Consider the following 15,455-nt stretch of genomic DNA (forward strand, 5'->3'; position numbering starts at 1 on the left):
ATGCATGGCATATTTTTATCGTGTGATACAATGGTATAGATACAAAATACAGAGAAGTAAAGACGCGGGCTTGATCCGGCTATCCTCTGCTCAAAGCAGAATATTTAAGGCGACCACCATGAAAAATTATAATGTCTCACTACGCTGGCTGATTTACACCTTTATTATCGGTTTATCTGCAAGTGCCTGCTTCTCTATGCTAACGGTGAGTTTAATGCCTTTATCGCCTTTTGCTTTCTTAACCCTGATTTTTTCCTGTGATCGTTTTTATGCGTTATATATTGCTAACGATAACCATGAAGAAAGTATTCGTCCCGCGTGGGCGACTCTCTTTATCGGTCTGTTTTCTTACCATGCTTACACCGGCGCACTACACCCCGAGTTAGGCTCTAATTTATTTTCCGTGATCATGATACTGATTTTATGTATCTGGTTGATGTATAGACTGATGTTTGGAAATAAACATTACGAACCATAAGCAACTGATATAAAAAGACAAAAAAACATTGATTCGCCTAAGTTCTTAACTGCATCCTTTTTATGTTAAATATCTGATCTCGATTTTTAACATAACGAGATGCACACAATATACACACAAAGATGACAGATAAAAAAAACAGCTATTATTTCGCGATGAGCATGCCAAAAAGATAACTAAATTGGGATGAAGATCCCAAAGCGAATGCGTTACCTAAAATATATCCCCTTTAATTTTGATGTTAATAAGCCACGTTTATACCTCTGTTAGCGCAGATCCTTTATCAGGCCGATAGACTTGCTGATTTTGTATCTTGAAGTATTATGGGTATATACATATCAGATTAACTACTGATAATAGGATCATAATATTGCAAATATTAACCTCTCTGTATATTTACCCTATCAAATCAACTAAGGCCATTGCCCTACAACAAGCAAAGGTTGAAGAACTCGGTTTATTTTTAGATCGTCGCTATATGTTAATTGACGCATCAGGTATATGTATCACCGCGAGAAACTTTCCTAAATTAACACAAGTACATGTGCAGTCTTTTAAAAATAAACTATTGATCAGTGCACCACAGATGATTGATATCACCTTAGATCTTAATTTGTTGGACAAAGCACCTACACCCGCACAAATCTGGGCAGATAAAGTGCAAGCTCTACATTGCACCACTAACATAGATAAATGGTTTTCAACCTACCTCAATACACCTTGCCAATTGGTATTTTGCGACCCTACAAACAAAAGAAAAATTAAAGAAGCAAAGGCGTTCGTATCCTTTGCCGATGCTTATCCTATTTTATTGATCAATTCACGATCATTAGAGCAATTAAACTGCCGTTTAGAAAACCCAGTGAGTGAGACTCAACTTCGCCCTAATTTAGTTGTCCAAGGTGACTTTCCTTTTGTAGAAGACACTTGGAAACGCATTAAAATAGGCGAAGTAGAGTTTATGCTGAGCCAAGCCTGCCCTCGTTGCCAATTTATTAATATTGATCCCGATAGCGGTAAAAGTAATGCCAAAGAGCCCTTACAAACATTAGCCTCCTTTCGCTATACACAAGGCGAGGTCCATTTTGGACAATATCTGATAGCGCTTAACAAAGGTGTCATAAAAGCGGGTGATGAAGTCATCATATTAGAGACTCTGTATCCTGCGTTTTATAGCGCGCAAAGTGACGCAACCGCTACAAAAAAAACACGCATAAACATTGAATATCTACCACTCAATGTGATTAAAAAAGGGAATAATCAAGGCTTACTGCTCGAACAGGCTGAGCAGGCTGGAATACCACTACCACACGCATGTCGTAATGGTATTTGTGGACGTTGTCGCGTCAAACTTATCTCGGGAGAGGTCATACAGCTCAATGATTCCGCCTTAAGTGAACAACAAAAAGAGCAAGGATATATACTTTCGTGTAGTTGTATTCCACTTTCAGATATTAGTATCGATTATTAGGAGCCAATACATGCAAAGGGATAAGGCGCATCAACACATACCTACAAGTGATACTGAAAAACTCATTGAGATATTAGGCTTAACCACTAATATTTATGAGGCAGGTTATATTTTAGCAGATGGACGCATGCTACATCTAAACCGTAGTAATTGTTTTAAGCGTCAAAATCATTTAGACGTATTAAAATTATTACCCGATTTTGTCGGTAAAGAGCATGCCATTATCGATACTGATATGATGGCTTTTATGGCCAAAGAGCATTTAGTTCGATTTTGTATCGATGGAAAAATACATACGGCAACGCGGCCAAGCACGATGCAATTACGTAAAATATATAACACATTAACCTATCGTTCTTACCCTTTTGATATCATTTTATCGAATCCCGTCGGAATGACACTCGCGCAGCACACGCTTTCGGGCCCAAGCATGGCAACATTAGTAAACATATTCAAAGTTTACGACAACATCTCTGAGTCTTGCTTTTCAACCGATGAGTTTGCATTAAAAGAGACAAAAACACATCAACAGCTGATTTTCCTACCGTCCATGAAATGCGTGGCCAGTTTAAATAAAAACAGTCATATTTTTAAAATAGAGGATGAGTTTAAAAATGTAGAAACGCTTTTTATGCGCTTAATTGCAGAGCATAAGCCTTAAAATAGAGGTGTTTATCTCTCTTTTATTCTCTTTAAAACAAAAAAAAGGTGGCCATATCATTATATGACCACCTTCACTGCACATTAAAAGTATATTTTTATTGTGTTTTTAACCAGTTATCAACACTTGATTCCATTACTTCCATTGGCTGTGCACCATATTTAAGAAGTTGATCATGGAATGCAATCCAACTAAATTTATCACCCAGTTGAGTTTGCGCTTTAGCCAATAATTCTCTGATCACTAAGTAACCTGATTTATATGACACAGCCTGACCGACATAAGCTGCATAGCGGAAACTTTCTGACTCAATATCGCCGACGCCCATCGCAGAATTAGCATGCATATAGTCACGAGCCTCTTGAATACTCCAGCCTTTAGCATGGATACCTGTATCAACAGCAAGTCGCATATTACGTAATTGAGCTTCGTTTAGACTACCAAAGTACTGTAACGCATTACATTCTTTAGCATCCAAATAAATCCCACCTTGGAAGTTTGTGTAATCTAACTCGTCTTTACACATACCCGTAGCATTAACAAATGTTGGTTTGCCATTCTCATCTAACTCTCCATAGATGCTCATTTCTAAACCAAGCCATTCGGTATATAACGCCCAACCTTCTGAATAAGCGGTATACCAAACATTGCTAATATATCCTGGGATATCTTTTGCAGGATACTCATTTGAATAAGCATTTTGGAAGTGATGCCCTGGTGCCGCTTCATGTAATAATAAGGTAGACACATTCCATTTTTGTAAACTGTAATCAGGGTGAGTATTTAAGTTAAAATGACCACTACCATAAGACGCCACACCAACAGATAATTCAGAGCCAGCAGGAGTAGGCACTATCGTGTAATCGGCTTTAATTGTTTTAAAGTATTCACTAACCACTGTATTGGCATCATTTTTAAACTTATTGTAATCAACAAGTGCGGCCTCACAAGCACTAGGGCTCGATGCTACGAGACATGTTTTAGCATAGTCAGTGTCTTCGGTTGTACGCCCATCACGCTCATAGAAAAATTGCTCACTGTTTAGATAAGCAAAAAATTCTGCAAGATCAATGGTTTCATCGGCTTTCTCAATTATAAATACTCTACCTTTTGTAATATTTTTATCTGCATCACGCCAATCAGCCGTTATGGTCTTTCCATGTTTGCTCACAACTAATCTAGCAACTCGCTCCATCTCAGATTTTGCATCTGCAACTAATGCTTCACCTAATTTATGAAGCTCTTCTGCTGATTTTCCAGTTGTACTGTTACGATCTAACTGCCACTGATACCACGCTTTCCCATTTGGTAAATCTCCCCAACCGATATGCTCATCAGTTATACTACCCGTTGCCCCTGTGCCTCGAGCAGAAGCCATTAAATCACCTTCTATATAGGTAATAAGGGACTCTATTTCTGCAACTGCATCGTCAACGGTGCGCTCATATTCACTCGTAAAGGCAGGATCATAATCGCCACTTTTTGCTTGAATATCTTTTAATCCACCTTTTAGTAGCGCGTAACTATCTTTGCTAATAGTCGAGTCGATACTTTCAAGTAAACGCTGTAAAAGCACTTTAGGTAATGAGCTATTTTCCTCTTCACCCAGAGCATATTGCTCATGTAAATTCTTAACCCAAGCCGTAAATTCAACGATAATTTTCATATGATCCTGATAAGCGGCAAGGTCGCTCTGCGCTGCACCAACCCACTCTGCATTCCATTCAATATAATTATAAAAATGGGTAATAGGAATAGCAAAATTACCGAAACGGACGTTATGGAAAGCCGCACCACTGATAGCGATATTGCGATCAAATATAAAAGTATCGTAATAAATTTTATCTTCATCAGATAATGTACTGCGATCAATCATTTGTAGTTTTTCAAGATATGTTTTATCTAACTCTTCTCGAGCAGAGGCTATTTCATCATTGATAATACCAAATGATGAACTATCCAAAGCGCCTATCGCAGTTTGATAATTAGAGAAAACGGCTCTCATATCTGCAACCTTTTCTACATCTGGAGATGTAGTAGGTGTAGTAGATGAATCATCATTACATGCGGACAGCGCTGTGATGGCCAATAAAGCCAATGACAATGAAGACAATCGCATATTACTAATACCTTTCATATTTCTTTCCTTGTGTTTTATAACCCTTAATGAGTAATTCCTTTCGCGTTCAGTCTAATGGAAGGGCGCACTGATTTTTGTGAAACAATTCACACTGCACAGGTGTTTTTTTGATGTAACTCATATAATTAAAAAATAAACTACAAATTAATATTTACTTATTAAAAAGATATTTATTTATATAAAAAAACCAAAAAACCAAACGAAAATGTGACTTTTCCCCATAAAAAATAGGATAACTCAATGTTTTAAGGATGATAAAAACAGGAAATGACAAACATAAAAAAGAATAAACCAATAAGTTTCAATGGCTTACAAAGAAAGAAAATCAATAGGATAAATTAAAGGATCAAAAACAAACTTAAACAGGTTAAAAAAATCACTTGAAAATAGTTTATAAAAAAAGAGGTGGCCAATAATACCGAACTTTGAGATGTATTTTTTTTAGACAAAAACATAAAAAATCAATAACTTACAAATCAAAAACTGCATCCTTAAGTCTTGGGGTTTTGATGGGAGATTAAATTTATATCAAATATTTAGAGAGCGCCTTAGCTGGCTAAAGTCACCCCTTTGGCAAGTGCATTATAAAATAGCAGTAAAAACAAGAAGAACAAATGATGACAATACAGGATAAATTAACAATTTTAAAAAGTTGTGGCAGAATATTCAATATGCAAACAATAAAGTGTAATAACGCGTCTATAAATTAAAAGTCTCACCAACCATAAAAATTGAGAGCTGAACATAGAAATGCTCGAAATTATCTACTTCAGCATTAAACCAATCTCTGTGATAAAAGTTAATCCATTAAACATTCTAACCCATAAACCAGCGTGTTACGCTTAACTACCTCTTTACATGCAAGACATATCCCCGGCATAAAAGAGCTGCGGCTTAATGAATTATGTTCAATTTTAAGTGTTTCACTGTGTCCACCAAAAAAGACGGTTTGTTGTGCGACCACCCCTGGTAAGCGAATAGAATGTATCTTAACACCCTCTAAATCGGCGCCACGTGCCCCTTTAAGTAATTCGTTATCACTGCATTTTGTCGGGCTTTTTCTACGTGCTGCATTGATTAATTCTGCCGTGCGTATTCCTGTACCTGATGGGCTATCTTCTTTTTCTGGGCTATGCGCTTCAATCACCTCAACATCAGGGAAATACTGAGCGGCTTGGGCTGCAAATTTCATCATTAATACCGCACCAATAGAAAAATTAGGCGCAATTAATCCACCACATTTTTTCTCTAATGCGAGAGCCTGTAATATTTTAACTTGTTCTTCCTGAAAACCACTGGTACCAATAACCGGACAAGCTCCGGCATTTAAAATTATTTTAGTATTATTAAAACCTGCCGATGCAATGGTCAAATCTACCACCACTTGTGCTTGTGTGGCCTTTATCAAAGCCCCTAAATCATCACCCGCATCACACTGCGCAACAACTTCAAGCTCACTATCATTGTTAACAGCTTGTACAGCTTCACGGCCCATGCGCCCTTTAGCCCCATTAATAATCACTTTTATCATGTTTAATTCCTATTTCATTACGAATAAATACACTACAAAAAAACTCCAGCTTAGCGCCAATAAAGCCCAAGCTAAACGTGCCTGTGTATTTTTCTGGGGAACGTTTAATGTGGGAGGCAACTCGTCTGTTGTCGTTTTTTGACGTTTCTTTTTCGCTTTATCTGCTTGGCGTAATTTACTTTTAGCACTTTTTTTATATTCTGCGATGCCTTTTTGAATACCTTGTGCGACTAAACGTGTTTGCTCTTTAGTTTGCCCTTCTTTTTGGCTCTTTTTAGCAAGGCGCAATGCTTCCGTTTCTGTTTCAACAGAAACATCCCCTTTTTTTAACTTTGTCATTATCAGCTACTCTTATCATTAATAATTTTGGAGCGTTTTAATGCTTTTTGAGTGATCATTTGTAAAAAATGCTCTGGATCATCATACTGATAATCAACTAAATGGCCTACTAACTTTGCAACAATTTGCTGCGTTTGCTTAATTTCCACATGCGTTCTCCCACAACCTTGGCATCGGTCTCCCGCACTGGTACATTGACTGGTACATCGACTAAACTTCATGTTTTTATCCTCATATAATGAGATCTATTCGCACAGTAAGATAGTTTGTGCCAAGATCCAAGTGTCGCTCTAAAAATAAACGGCTCATTTATATATTTTAACATTTTTTAAACATTTAAGGAGAACACATGATCTTTCAATTAGATAAGCGACTAGAAAAAGATTGCTTTAAACTTGCGGAAACAGAGCATTGTCTTTGGCTATTGCTCAATAACAAGTATTTCCCTTGGTTTATTATTGTGCCTAAAACAGAGACCATTGAATTATTTCAATTATCATCCGCGCAACAACTTAACTTACAAAAAGAAACAAACCTACTCAGTGCTTTTATTCAATATGCTTTCACGATCGATAAATTAAATATAGCGAGCATCGGTAATATAGTACAACAAATGCACGTGCATATTATTGGCAGAAGTCAGTCGGACTTATGCTGGCCTGGGGTAGTTTGGGGATGCTCACACCACGAAGAATATCCACACAAAGAAGCCCAAGAGATCAAAGAAAAGTTAATGTTTTTTTGTAAAGAACAAGCATTTAACAACATACAATATATATAAAATAAGCAAAGAACGCTTTAGTGTGTGGCCTTTATCACTTACAATGATATTTTTATATCATTATTAAGTAACTCACATAAGGACTGTGTTTCATGGACATTTCAAAACTTTTTAAAGAGGTGAAGCAACTCCCCGTTTTACCCATCCTCTTATTAGAATTGATGGAAAGTTTTGCCAATGAAGACACCAGTGTAAATGACATTGCTAAAAAAATAGGAATGGATCAAGGCATTAGTGCGAAAGTTATCCGCATGGCTAACTCCGTTGCTTATCGACGAGGCAAAGAGGTCAACTCTATCTCACAAGCCGTTATTCGTCTTGGCTTTAATCAAGTACGTAGTATTGTCGTCGCAGCCACTTTATCAAATGTGTTTCCAGACACGCCAGGATTTGATAAAAACCAATTTTGGAAAGATACCTTTAGTATTGCCAGCATAGCGAAAACCTTTGCAGGACATACGAACGTTGATCCCGAAACGGCTTTTACTTGCGCAATGATGCACAATATTGGAGAGTTACTCCTACAAATTTTAAGACCCGATGAGTGTGGTTTAGTTGCAATGTCGATTGACCTTGGCACACCTAAATTATCAGCTCAACGCGAGATCTTTGGCTTTGATCACAGCCAAGTCGGAGTGAAACTCGCCCTTTATTGGCAGTTTTCAGATGTATTTTGCCGCGCTATCGAACAACAACTGAACCCTCTTTCTTTTGATCCACCTTCGTCAGAAGCCGTTTTGATCCGCCTTGCTGTCTTTACGCATTTTGCATGGCAAGCCAACTTACCCGCAGAGATGATAGTGGCACGCTTCCCTATTTCTCTTATTGATAACTTACAGTTAAATAAAGCAGGCTTAGTCGAAGAATTTTCAACCATGCTTGATGAAGCAGACGCCCTGTCACGCTTAATGTCTGCATAATACTTATTTAATCTCTATTGCTAAGATAAGCACATAAAGATGTTTTATATATAGCAGTGATACGTCAAGAGCCAAAGAGCAAGCAAAGTTGGGCTTGATCTTTGGTGACATTCTCTAATAGCTCCTCTGCATTGCAACCCATGGATAAACACTCCGCTTAACAAGGGTTGTGCCTTTAATTATTATCATAGCGAGTGCCAGATAATGCATCTTGAGGTAACATGGGCACACTTACTAAGTGAAATGATACAAAAGGAATAAATAATGATTTACAGTATGACCGCCTTCGCTCGAAAACAGATCCAAGGAGACTGGGGAACCGCAGTTTGGGAAATACGCTCTGTTAATCAACGCTATTTAGAAACCTACTTCCGACTGCCTGAGCAATTTCGAGGCTTAGAGCTAAAACTAAAAAATACGTTCAAGCAACACCTACAACGTGGAAAAATAGAATGCCACTTACGCTTTGAAAGCAACGAAGTAAACCCCAAAGGACTTAGCTTAAATAATGAGCTTGCCTTACAAGTGATAGAAAAAGCGCAGTGGGTTGTTGCACAAACAGGATCCGGAAGTATCGATCCTTTAGCCATTTTAAAGTGGCCGGGTGTCCTACAAGCGCCAGAGCAAGATGTAGATGCTATCAGCATTGATTTAATGCAGGGTTTTGAAGCAACATTAGAAGACTTTATCGCAGCCCGTGCAGCCGAAGGTGAAAACCTTGCACAAATGATAAAAATTCGTTTAGACGCGATTGCAGAGCAAGTCACTATTGTGCAGGCTTTTATGCCCGAAATTAAAATTTGGCAAAAAGAGCGAATTTTAAAAAAATTCAGTGATGCATGCGTAGATTTAGATAGTACCCGCGTCGAGCAAGAGCTCGTACTACTCACGCAAAAATCAGATGTTGCAGAAGAGTTAGACCGATTAGTCTCTCACATCAGTGAAGCACACAATGTTCTCAATAAAGGAGGCGCTGTTGGTCGCCGCCTCGACTTTATGATGCAAGAATTTAACCGTGAAGCTAATACGCTTGGCTCTAAAGCCATCAACACCGACATCACAGCAGCGGCCGTTGAATGCAAAGTACTGATAGAGCAAATGCGCGAACAGGTACAGAACATAGAGTGATGTTTTAACTGCTTTCTGATTGTTAATCATTACAACGTAATGCCTTACATAAGGGGTTTCGTTGTTTTGATTGATTCTGGGATGTTCTTTTTAATTTATGGTAATGTGATGACACATTAAATCCTGCACGGACACCGTTCTTTTGACGAAAGTTGATAGTAATAATGGATCCAATGAAACCACCGATACGAGTCCGAGGTTCCACCGAAATTTACGTGATATTGGTAAGCAATATATTTAATAGCTAACAAATGAAATGAGAGAGAATAAAAATGAAAATTGAGCAAACTGTAAAAAGAAATCGTAGACTCCGCAAAAAATTATATGTTGGTGAATTTACCATTTATGGGTTTGAAGCATCAATGAGCTTCTCCGATATTGATGAAGATATTTTAGACACTTTTTTAGATGAAATGGTGGACTTTGTTGAAGCTAGAAATCTGCTGATAAGTTTCGGTGGCGGTACCGATGCTCTCAACGCATTTGTATGTTCAAGCGATCGTTATGGCTCAGCCTCTGATGATGATCGTGATGCACTTTCAACTTGGTTAAAGACAAAGTCCTTTATTAAAGATATAGACATTGACGCTTTAGTTGATGCAAATTACGCTTTTTAAGTAACATGTAGTGCTTGCTGAGGATTTATATCCTTAGCAAGCATGTTCTTATTAAAGCTAAAATCACATTGTAGATATTAAAAAAATATTTATTTCGAGCGGTGTATCGAGTTGTTCGTAAACATTTTCTAACCTCGGCATTACCTGAGAGGACGCTCCCGCATTCTCATTACTAATTATAGATACATACTAGCAATAGGTTGATTTACAAACGCGGCCCTTGATATAAAAAAACAATATGCTTAACCCTCTTAATACCAGTATAAATTACCAATATTCATTCGTATTTCAATTGATATCATTATTTAATTTACGGCACACGCAAATTACTATCAAAAGTATCCCCGTATTACTTAAGTGCTTTCGTTGAGCTACCACTCTCTGTTTAGAGCGACATGTAAAAAGGTCAAATAACCCCCCTTTTAAACTTAAATTCCCTAGGAAAAAAATAATTTAATGATAATATGTGTGTTATTTATATCTCATATTATCATGGTGGTTAGGATTGGAAACTAGAAATGCTTTAATCGGATATTCCGGATTTGTTGGTACAACGTTATTAAAACAAATTAACTTTGATGCGTTATACCGGTCCACAAATATATCCGATATTCAAGATAAAACCTATGATACCGTTGTCTGTGCAGGTGCCCCTGCCGTCAAGTGGATAGCCAATAAAAACCCAGAACAAGATAAGCGATCTATTGATTCTTTAATCTCATACATATCGACTATCAAATGTAATCGTTTTATTTTAATAAGTACTGTGGATGTATTTAAAGATCCACTATTCGCAGTCGAATCCACTCCAGTAGATACAACAGGATTACACACCTATGGATTAAATAGGTGTAAGTTAGAAGAATTCGTAAAAACACATTTTGATGATTATCTTATTGTTCGTCTACCTGGTCTAGTTGGGCCTGGTTTGAAAAAAAATGTGATTTATGACTTTTTAAATAACAATAATATAAATGCTATAGATCACCGAGGTGTATTCCAGTTTTACCCCATGGTCAATCTTTGGTCTGACATAAAAATTGCAATGCATAACCGTTGTAAATTAATCCATCTAACTTCAGAGCCGATTTCTGTACATGAAATTGCTAATGAATGCTTCAATATTGATTTTATAAATGAATTGGATAACCAAGTCGCTAAATATGATTTTAGAAGTACATTTTCGAATTTATATAATAGTGAATCTGCATACCAATATTCAAAAAAAGAAATTATATTAGCTATCCGTTGTTATGCCCAATCAGAACAAAAAAGACTATAACTAATGATATCTATTTCAAACATAGCTTGGGATGTTTCCCTTGATAAAGATGTCGCTGAAATATTGGTTAACAGTGGAGTGTCCTATATTGATATTGCACCACCAAAATATTTTAACAATATCCATAAAATTAAAGATGACGAAATAATAAAGGTTAAGAAATATTGGCTTAATCAAGGGATAACACCTCTAGGCATGCAATCATTATTGTTTGGCACTAATGGATTAAATGTATTTGGTACACTTGCCGTACAAAATAAACTTTTAGCACACCTTGCTGATATTTGCCATATAGGTAATATATTAGGCGCTCGTAAACTTGTTTTTGGCTCTCCTAAAAATCGCGACAGAAGCCATTTAAGTGATAAACAGACTATTGAAACATCCTGTTGTTTCTTTAATCGCTTAGGGGACATAGCTAGGGCGAGTGATGTTGTTATTTGTTTAGAGCCAAATCCAGAGTGTTATCAATCTAACTTTATGACAAACAGTATAGAAACGGCAGATATGGTTAAAGCTATAAATCATACAAATATTCGAATGCAACTCGATATAGGAGCAATGGATATAAATAATGAATCCGCCGATGATATTATTAAACATGTAGCACCTTTTGTTCATCATATTCATATTAGCGAACCACAATTGGCACCTCTCAATATCAATAACTCATTTCACAGAAAAGCATCCGCAGCTATACAACAGTATTTACCCAATATGCCGATGACTATTGAGATGCTCACAACGTCTCCATCAATGACACTAAAAGAAATTGAACAATCAATTAATTTAATAAAAACAATTTATCTGGATGATTAACATGCAATGGTTAATATTAATATTGGGAATTTTATCAAACGCTTCTGCAAGTGTGCTAATCAAAGTCGCAATGACTTCCACAGAGAATCCTATAGAGATAAGCAAACCATTATCTATAATAAGTAATTTCACATTGATATCAGGTGTTGGTCTTTATGGCTTGGCATTTTTACTGTATGCCTTAACGCTTACTTATCTACCTTTAAATGTAGCTCACCCGATATTAACTAGTGGCTCTATAGCATTAGTCTGTATTGCGTCAGTTATTTTTTTTGGGGAAAGTCTATCGCTAATTAACATCGCAGGGATCGCTTTGATAATACTAGGGGTTTGTGCATTAACGGTGAAATCACTATGACTCTAAATTATGATATCACCATTATTGGTGGTGGTTTTTTTGGATTGTATCTTGCTGAATATTTTTCAAAATTAAATAAAAAAGTACTGATTGTAGAAAAAGAAGATGATGCTATGCAAAGAGCATCATATACGAACCAAGCTAGGGTACATAATGGTTATCACTACCCAAGAAGTATACTGACAGCTTTACGTTCTCGAATTTCATTCCCTCGCTTCGTAGATGAATTTGAGGCTTGCATTGATAGTGATTTTGATAAGTATTACATGATATCTAATCGTTTAGGAAAAGTAACGCCAAAACAGTTCGAAAAATTTTGCGATCGAATCGGTGCATCATACGAACCAGCACCATCCAAAATACAAAGATTGATTAAACCTAATATGGTTGATGCTATATATCAAGTAAAAGAATTTGCTTTCGATGCAATATTATTAAAGAAAATAATGCTTGAACGCATACAAAATAGTGGTGTTGATATTTTATTTAATCATGTCGTCGAATGTATAAAAAAAAGAGATAAAGAGACTTCACTTGAGCTTACAATAAAGTCAAAAACAGACAAATTTAACATTATAAGTAAGCAGGTATTTAATTGCACTTATTCATTATTAAACGCAGTATTAGCAGAATCCAAAATTGAACTAATTCCCTTGCGACATGAAATGACAGAAATGTGCATAGTAAATGTTCCTGATGAATTAAAAAAAATTGGTATCACAGTTATGTGTGGTCCTTTCTTTTCTATTATGCCTTTCCCATCCAAACAGGCTCACTCATTTAGTCATGTTCGTTATACCCCTCATTACGAGTGGAATGACAACAATCATTCTACATATATTAACGCTCATAAACTTTTAATTGACGGCTATAAACGTAGTGCTTTTAAAAAAATGAAACTAGATGCCCAGCGATATATACCAATGCTATCGGATATTAATTATAAAGAGTCTCTCTGGGAAGTTAAGACTATATTGCCCCGTAGTGATACGGATGACTCTAGACCCATACTCTTTAAAGCTAACTACGGATTACCGGGATTACACTGCGTCATGGGTGGTAAAATTGATAACGTATATGATGTTATTCAAACAATTAATAAATTAGGGTTAGACATATAATGAAAAGTGATATTTTTGTATCCGTTGTGTTAATAGTTAAAAACCAAACTGAACAGTTAGTTAGTTATATAGAGCGACTTTCTCCTTACTTGAATAAAAAATACCATGATTATGAGATTGTAATTATAGATCAGAACTCTAACGATGATAATCATCATATATTAGCGAATACACTTTCAATACATCAGTCAATTCGACATATCCGATTATCTCAAGAAGTAAATCCTGATGTAGCTTTGGCTGCCGGCATAGAAAATTCCATTGGTGATTTTGTGGTAAATCTAAACATTCTATCTGATAACAATGAATTAGTACCTCTAGTGGTTAAGCAAGGGATCCTAGGTAATGATATTGTTATATGCGTATCGGAAAAGGTAAATTCAATTACATATAGAATCCTAAGAAAATTATCATCAACATTATTAACATCAATAGGTTATAGTTTGCCAAGTAACTCTACGGGAACATTTTGTCTTAGCCGAAGAGCAATAAATGCAATAACTGAATCCGGTAGATTCTATTGTAAATTACACATTAGGATTGCTAATATCGGCTACCCGATCTACACATTTCAATGTGATTCATTTATTGACAGAGTAAAAAGTAAAAGTATAGTCGGTGCGATACAAGAAACCTTACACCATATGATATTCAATTCAACGAAACCCCTTCGCTGGATGAGTGCCCTAGGTGTGATAGGCAGTCTCACCGCTATGTTATTTTCACTCTATAGTCTTATTGCGCATATTTTCAATGATCAAGTTGCATCAGGTTGGACTACCACAATTTTATTTATGTCTACATTATTTGCAATGCTATTTATCATGCTTGCATTTTTTGGTGAATATTTAGCAAGGTTATTACAAGACCAGAGTGAGCACAAAGAGTACAACGTTGTTTATGAGCGAAACAGTTCTGTCATGTTGAACGAAGATCGCAGTAATGTTCAATTCACATCTATAAATGAACACAACAATAACAGTCAATCAGGACGAAATAAATGAATGATAAACTCGAATACTATCAAATACCAAAGTATGAAGAAGTATTCTCCTCAGAAAAAAAACATGATTTCTGTGTTGCTATCTTTGTCATTAACGAGGGTGACAAGCTACACAAACAATTACTAAGAATGAAAAACGCTAACTTACTTGTAGATATTATTATTTCGGATGGTGGTAGCACCGACGGTTCAACAAATACTAAAAAATTAGAAGAACTAGGTGTGAACACATTATTAATCAAAAAAGAAATTGGTAAATTAGGAAGCCAAATGCGAATTGCTTTTTCATGGGCAATAGAACATGGTTATAAAGGTGTGGTTGTGATTGATGGTAATAATAAAGACAGCATCGAAAACATTAATGATTTCGTAGATAAATTAAAAATGGGCTATGACCACATTCAAGGATCTAGATTTATCCCCGGAGGTAAAGCAATTAACACCCCAAGATCAAGGTTATTAGGCCTAAAAATATTACATATCCCCATGATAAGACTAGCATCTGGATTTAAATACACAGATACAACTAACGGGTTCAGAGCATATAGTACAAAATTACTATTATCAGACAATATGGCTGTATTCCGAGATGTTTTCACGAGCTATGAGTATCACTATTATCTAGCCATTGAATCTGCAAGACAGGGATATCGTTGTATCGAAATACCCGTAACGAGAACATACCCTAAAGGGAAGGTTCCGACCAAAATATCCCCTATAAAAGGGAATTTAAGCCTAATAAAAACGCTATTTTGTACTTGTTTAGGTAAGTATTCTTTATAATAAAAATAATTTAAAAGGCTTTA

General features: G+C 36.2%; 17 protein-coding genes. 13 read left to right on the top strand and 4 right to left on the bottom strand.

Features of this window, described 5'->3' with window-relative positions; genetic code table 11:
- Window positions 1-118: 118 nt before the first annotated feature.
- The 3 genes from PCNPT3_RS13285 to PCNPT3_RS13295 all read left to right on the top strand — a co-directional run bounded on the left by PCNPT3_RS13285 (window position 119) and on the right by PCNPT3_RS13295 (window position 2,610).
- Window positions 119-478 carry a DUF1422 family protein gene (locus tag PCNPT3_RS13285; RefSeq protein WP_015466366.1) on the top strand — a complete coding sequence of 120 codons (360 nt, stop codon included), beginning with the start codon at window positions 119-121 and terminating at the stop codon, window positions 476-478.
- Window positions 479-848: 370 nt separating this feature from the next.
- Window positions 849-1,949: a YcbX family protein gene (locus PCNPT3_RS13290; protein WP_015466367.1), complete on the top strand. Its 1,101-nt coding sequence runs from the start codon at window positions 849-851 to the stop codon at window positions 1,947-1,949.
- Window positions 1,950-1,959: 10 nt separating this feature from the next.
- Entirely contained in the window at window positions 1,960-2,610 is a 651-nt protein-coding gene (locus PCNPT3_RS13295; protein ID WP_015466368.1) for a hypothetical protein, read from the top strand.
- A 97-nt stretch (window positions 2,611-2,707) separates the two neighbouring features.
- Here PCNPT3_RS13295 and PCNPT3_RS13300 read toward each other — a convergent pair whose 3' ends face one another.
- From PCNPT3_RS13300 to PCNPT3_RS14210, 4 genes are all read right to left on the bottom strand, one after another.
- Window positions 2,708-4,747: a DUF885 domain-containing protein gene (locus PCNPT3_RS13300; RefSeq protein WP_015466369.1), complete on the bottom strand. Its 2,040-nt coding sequence runs from the start codon at window positions 4,745-4,747 to the stop codon at window positions 2,708-2,710.
- An 802-nt stretch (window positions 4,748-5,549) separates the two neighbouring features.
- Window positions 5,550-6,281, bottom strand: a complete 732-nt coding sequence (gene dapB, locus PCNPT3_RS13305; protein ID WP_015466370.1) for a 4-hydroxy-tetrahydrodipicolinate reductase — start codon at window positions 6,279-6,281, stop codon at window positions 5,550-5,552.
- 9 nt (window positions 6,282-6,290) lie between these two features.
- Window positions 6,291-6,620 carry a DUF2956 domain-containing protein gene (locus PCNPT3_RS13310; protein WP_015466371.1) on the bottom strand — a complete coding sequence of 110 codons (330 nt, stop codon included), beginning with the start codon at window positions 6,618-6,620 and terminating at the stop codon, window positions 6,291-6,293.
- A gap of 2 nt (window positions 6,621-6,622) precedes the next feature.
- Complete coding sequence (locus PCNPT3_RS14210; RefSeq protein WP_156801544.1) at window positions 6,623-6,841, bottom strand: DUF1289 domain-containing protein; 219 nt, start codon at window positions 6,839-6,841, stop codon at window positions 6,623-6,625.
- Between the two features lie 128 nt (window positions 6,842-6,969).
- On the opposite strand from PCNPT3_RS14210, the gene PCNPT3_RS13315 reads away from it, so the two are divergent.
- The 10 genes from PCNPT3_RS13315 to PCNPT3_RS13360 all read left to right on the top strand — a co-directional run bounded on the left by PCNPT3_RS13315 (window position 6,970) and on the right by PCNPT3_RS13360 (window position 15,432).
- The gene (locus PCNPT3_RS13315) at window positions 6,970-7,401 is read left to right on the top strand and encodes an HIT family protein (RefSeq protein WP_015466372.1); all 432 of its coding nucleotides are present in this window, start codon (window positions 6,970-6,972) and stop codon (window positions 7,399-7,401) included.
- Window positions 7,402-7,493: 92 nt separating this feature from the next.
- Window positions 7,494-8,321 (top strand): HDOD domain-containing protein, encoded by an 828-nt coding sequence (locus tag PCNPT3_RS13320; protein WP_015466373.1) that lies wholly within the window; start codon window positions 7,494-7,496, stop codon window positions 8,319-8,321.
- 264 nt (window positions 8,322-8,585) lie between these two features.
- Entirely contained in the window at window positions 8,586-9,449 is an 864-nt protein-coding gene (locus PCNPT3_RS13325; protein ID WP_015466374.1) for a YicC/YloC family endoribonuclease, read from the top strand.
- A gap of 272 nt (window positions 9,450-9,721) precedes the next feature.
- On the top strand, window positions 9,722-10,066 hold the full coding sequence (locus tag PCNPT3_RS13330) for a YggL family protein (protein WP_015466375.1): 345 nt from the start codon (window positions 9,722-9,724) through the stop codon (window positions 10,064-10,066).
- A gap of 505 nt (window positions 10,067-10,571) precedes the next feature.
- Entirely contained in the window at window positions 10,572-11,348 is a 777-nt protein-coding gene (locus PCNPT3_RS13335; protein ID WP_015466376.1) for an NAD(P)-dependent oxidoreductase, read from the top strand.
- Window positions 11,349-11,351: 3 nt separating this feature from the next.
- A complete protein-coding gene (locus PCNPT3_RS13340; protein ID WP_015466377.1) occupies window positions 11,352-12,167 on the top strand; it encodes a sugar phosphate isomerase/epimerase family protein in 816 nt (271 codons plus the stop codon).
- Window position 12,168: 1 nt separating this feature from the next.
- Window positions 12,169-12,525, top strand: coding sequence for a DMT family transporter (locus PCNPT3_RS13345; RefSeq protein WP_041771315.1), 357 nt, complete (start codon window positions 12,169-12,171; stop codon window positions 12,523-12,525).
- On the top strand, window positions 12,522-13,646 hold the full coding sequence (locus PCNPT3_RS13350) for an FAD-dependent oxidoreductase (protein WP_015466379.1): 1,125 nt from the start codon (window positions 12,522-12,524) through the stop codon (window positions 13,644-13,646). The genes PCNPT3_RS13345 and PCNPT3_RS13350 overlap by 4 nt, the downstream gene beginning before the upstream one ends.
- Window positions 13,646-14,650 carry a glycosyltransferase gene (locus PCNPT3_RS13355; protein ID WP_015466380.1) on the top strand — a complete coding sequence of 335 codons (1,005 nt, stop codon included), beginning with the start codon at window positions 13,646-13,648 and terminating at the stop codon, window positions 14,648-14,650. The genes PCNPT3_RS13350 and PCNPT3_RS13355 overlap by 1 nt, the downstream gene beginning before the upstream one ends.
- Window positions 14,647-15,432: a glycosyltransferase family 2 protein gene (locus PCNPT3_RS13360; RefSeq protein ID WP_015466381.1), complete on the top strand. Its 786-nt coding sequence runs from the start codon at window positions 14,647-14,649 to the stop codon at window positions 15,430-15,432. The genes PCNPT3_RS13355 and PCNPT3_RS13360 overlap by 4 nt, the downstream gene beginning before the upstream one ends.
- Window positions 15,433-15,455: the final 23 nt, after the last annotated feature.

Source organism: Psychromonas sp. CNPT3 (assembly GCF_000153405.2).
Classification (GTDB): Bacteria; Pseudomonadota; Gammaproteobacteria; order Enterobacterales; family Psychromonadaceae; genus Psychromonas.

Excerpts from the sequence above, each read along its gene's own strand:
- PCNPT3_RS13285 (WP_015466366.1), top strand. The coding sequence starts at position 119 with ATGAAAAATTATAATGTCTCACTACGCTGGCTGATTTACACCTTTATT.
- PCNPT3_RS13295 (WP_015466368.1), top strand. The coding sequence starts at position 1,960 with ATGCAAAGGGATAAGGCGCATCAACACATACCTACAAGTGATACTGAA.
- PCNPT3_RS13300 (WP_015466369.1), bottom strand. The coding sequence starts at position 4,747 with ATGAAAGGTATTAGTAATATGCGATTGTCTTCATTGTCATTGGCTTTA.
- dapB (WP_015466370.1), bottom strand. The coding sequence starts at position 6,281 with ATGATAAAAGTGATTATTAATGGGGCTAAAGGGCGCATGGGCCGTGAA.
- PCNPT3_RS13310 (WP_015466371.1), bottom strand. The coding sequence starts at position 6,620 with ATGACAAAGTTAAAAAAAGGGGATGTTTCTGTTGAAACAGAAACGGAA.
- PCNPT3_RS14210 (WP_156801544.1), bottom strand. The coding sequence starts at position 6,841 with ATGAAGTTTAGTCGATGTACCAGTCAATGTACCAGTGCGGGAGACCGA.
- PCNPT3_RS13315 (WP_015466372.1), top strand. The coding sequence starts at position 6,970 with ATGATCTTTCAATTAGATAAGCGACTAGAAAAAGATTGCTTTAAACTT.
- PCNPT3_RS13320 (WP_015466373.1), top strand. The coding sequence starts at position 7,494 with ATGGACATTTCAAAACTTTTTAAAGAGGTGAAGCAACTCCCCGTTTTA.
- PCNPT3_RS13325 (WP_015466374.1), top strand. The coding sequence starts at position 8,586 with ATGATTTACAGTATGACCGCCTTCGCTCGAAAACAGATCCAAGGAGAC.
- PCNPT3_RS13330 (WP_015466375.1), top strand. The coding sequence starts at position 9,722 with ATGAAAATTGAGCAAACTGTAAAAAGAAATCGTAGACTCCGCAAAAAA.
- PCNPT3_RS13340 (WP_015466377.1), top strand. The coding sequence starts at position 11,352 with ATGATATCTATTTCAAACATAGCTTGGGATGTTTCCCTTGATAAAGAT.
- PCNPT3_RS13345 (WP_041771315.1), top strand. The coding sequence starts at position 12,169 with ATGCAATGGTTAATATTAATATTGGGAATTTTATCAAACGCTTCTGCA.
- PCNPT3_RS13350 (WP_015466379.1), top strand. The coding sequence starts at position 12,522 with ATGACTCTAAATTATGATATCACCATTATTGGTGGTGGTTTTTTTGGA.
- PCNPT3_RS13355 (WP_015466380.1), top strand. The coding sequence starts at position 13,646 with ATGAAAAGTGATATTTTTGTATCCGTTGTGTTAATAGTTAAAAACCAA.
- PCNPT3_RS13360 (WP_015466381.1), top strand. The coding sequence starts at position 14,647 with ATGAATGATAAACTCGAATACTATCAAATACCAAAGTATGAAGAAGTA.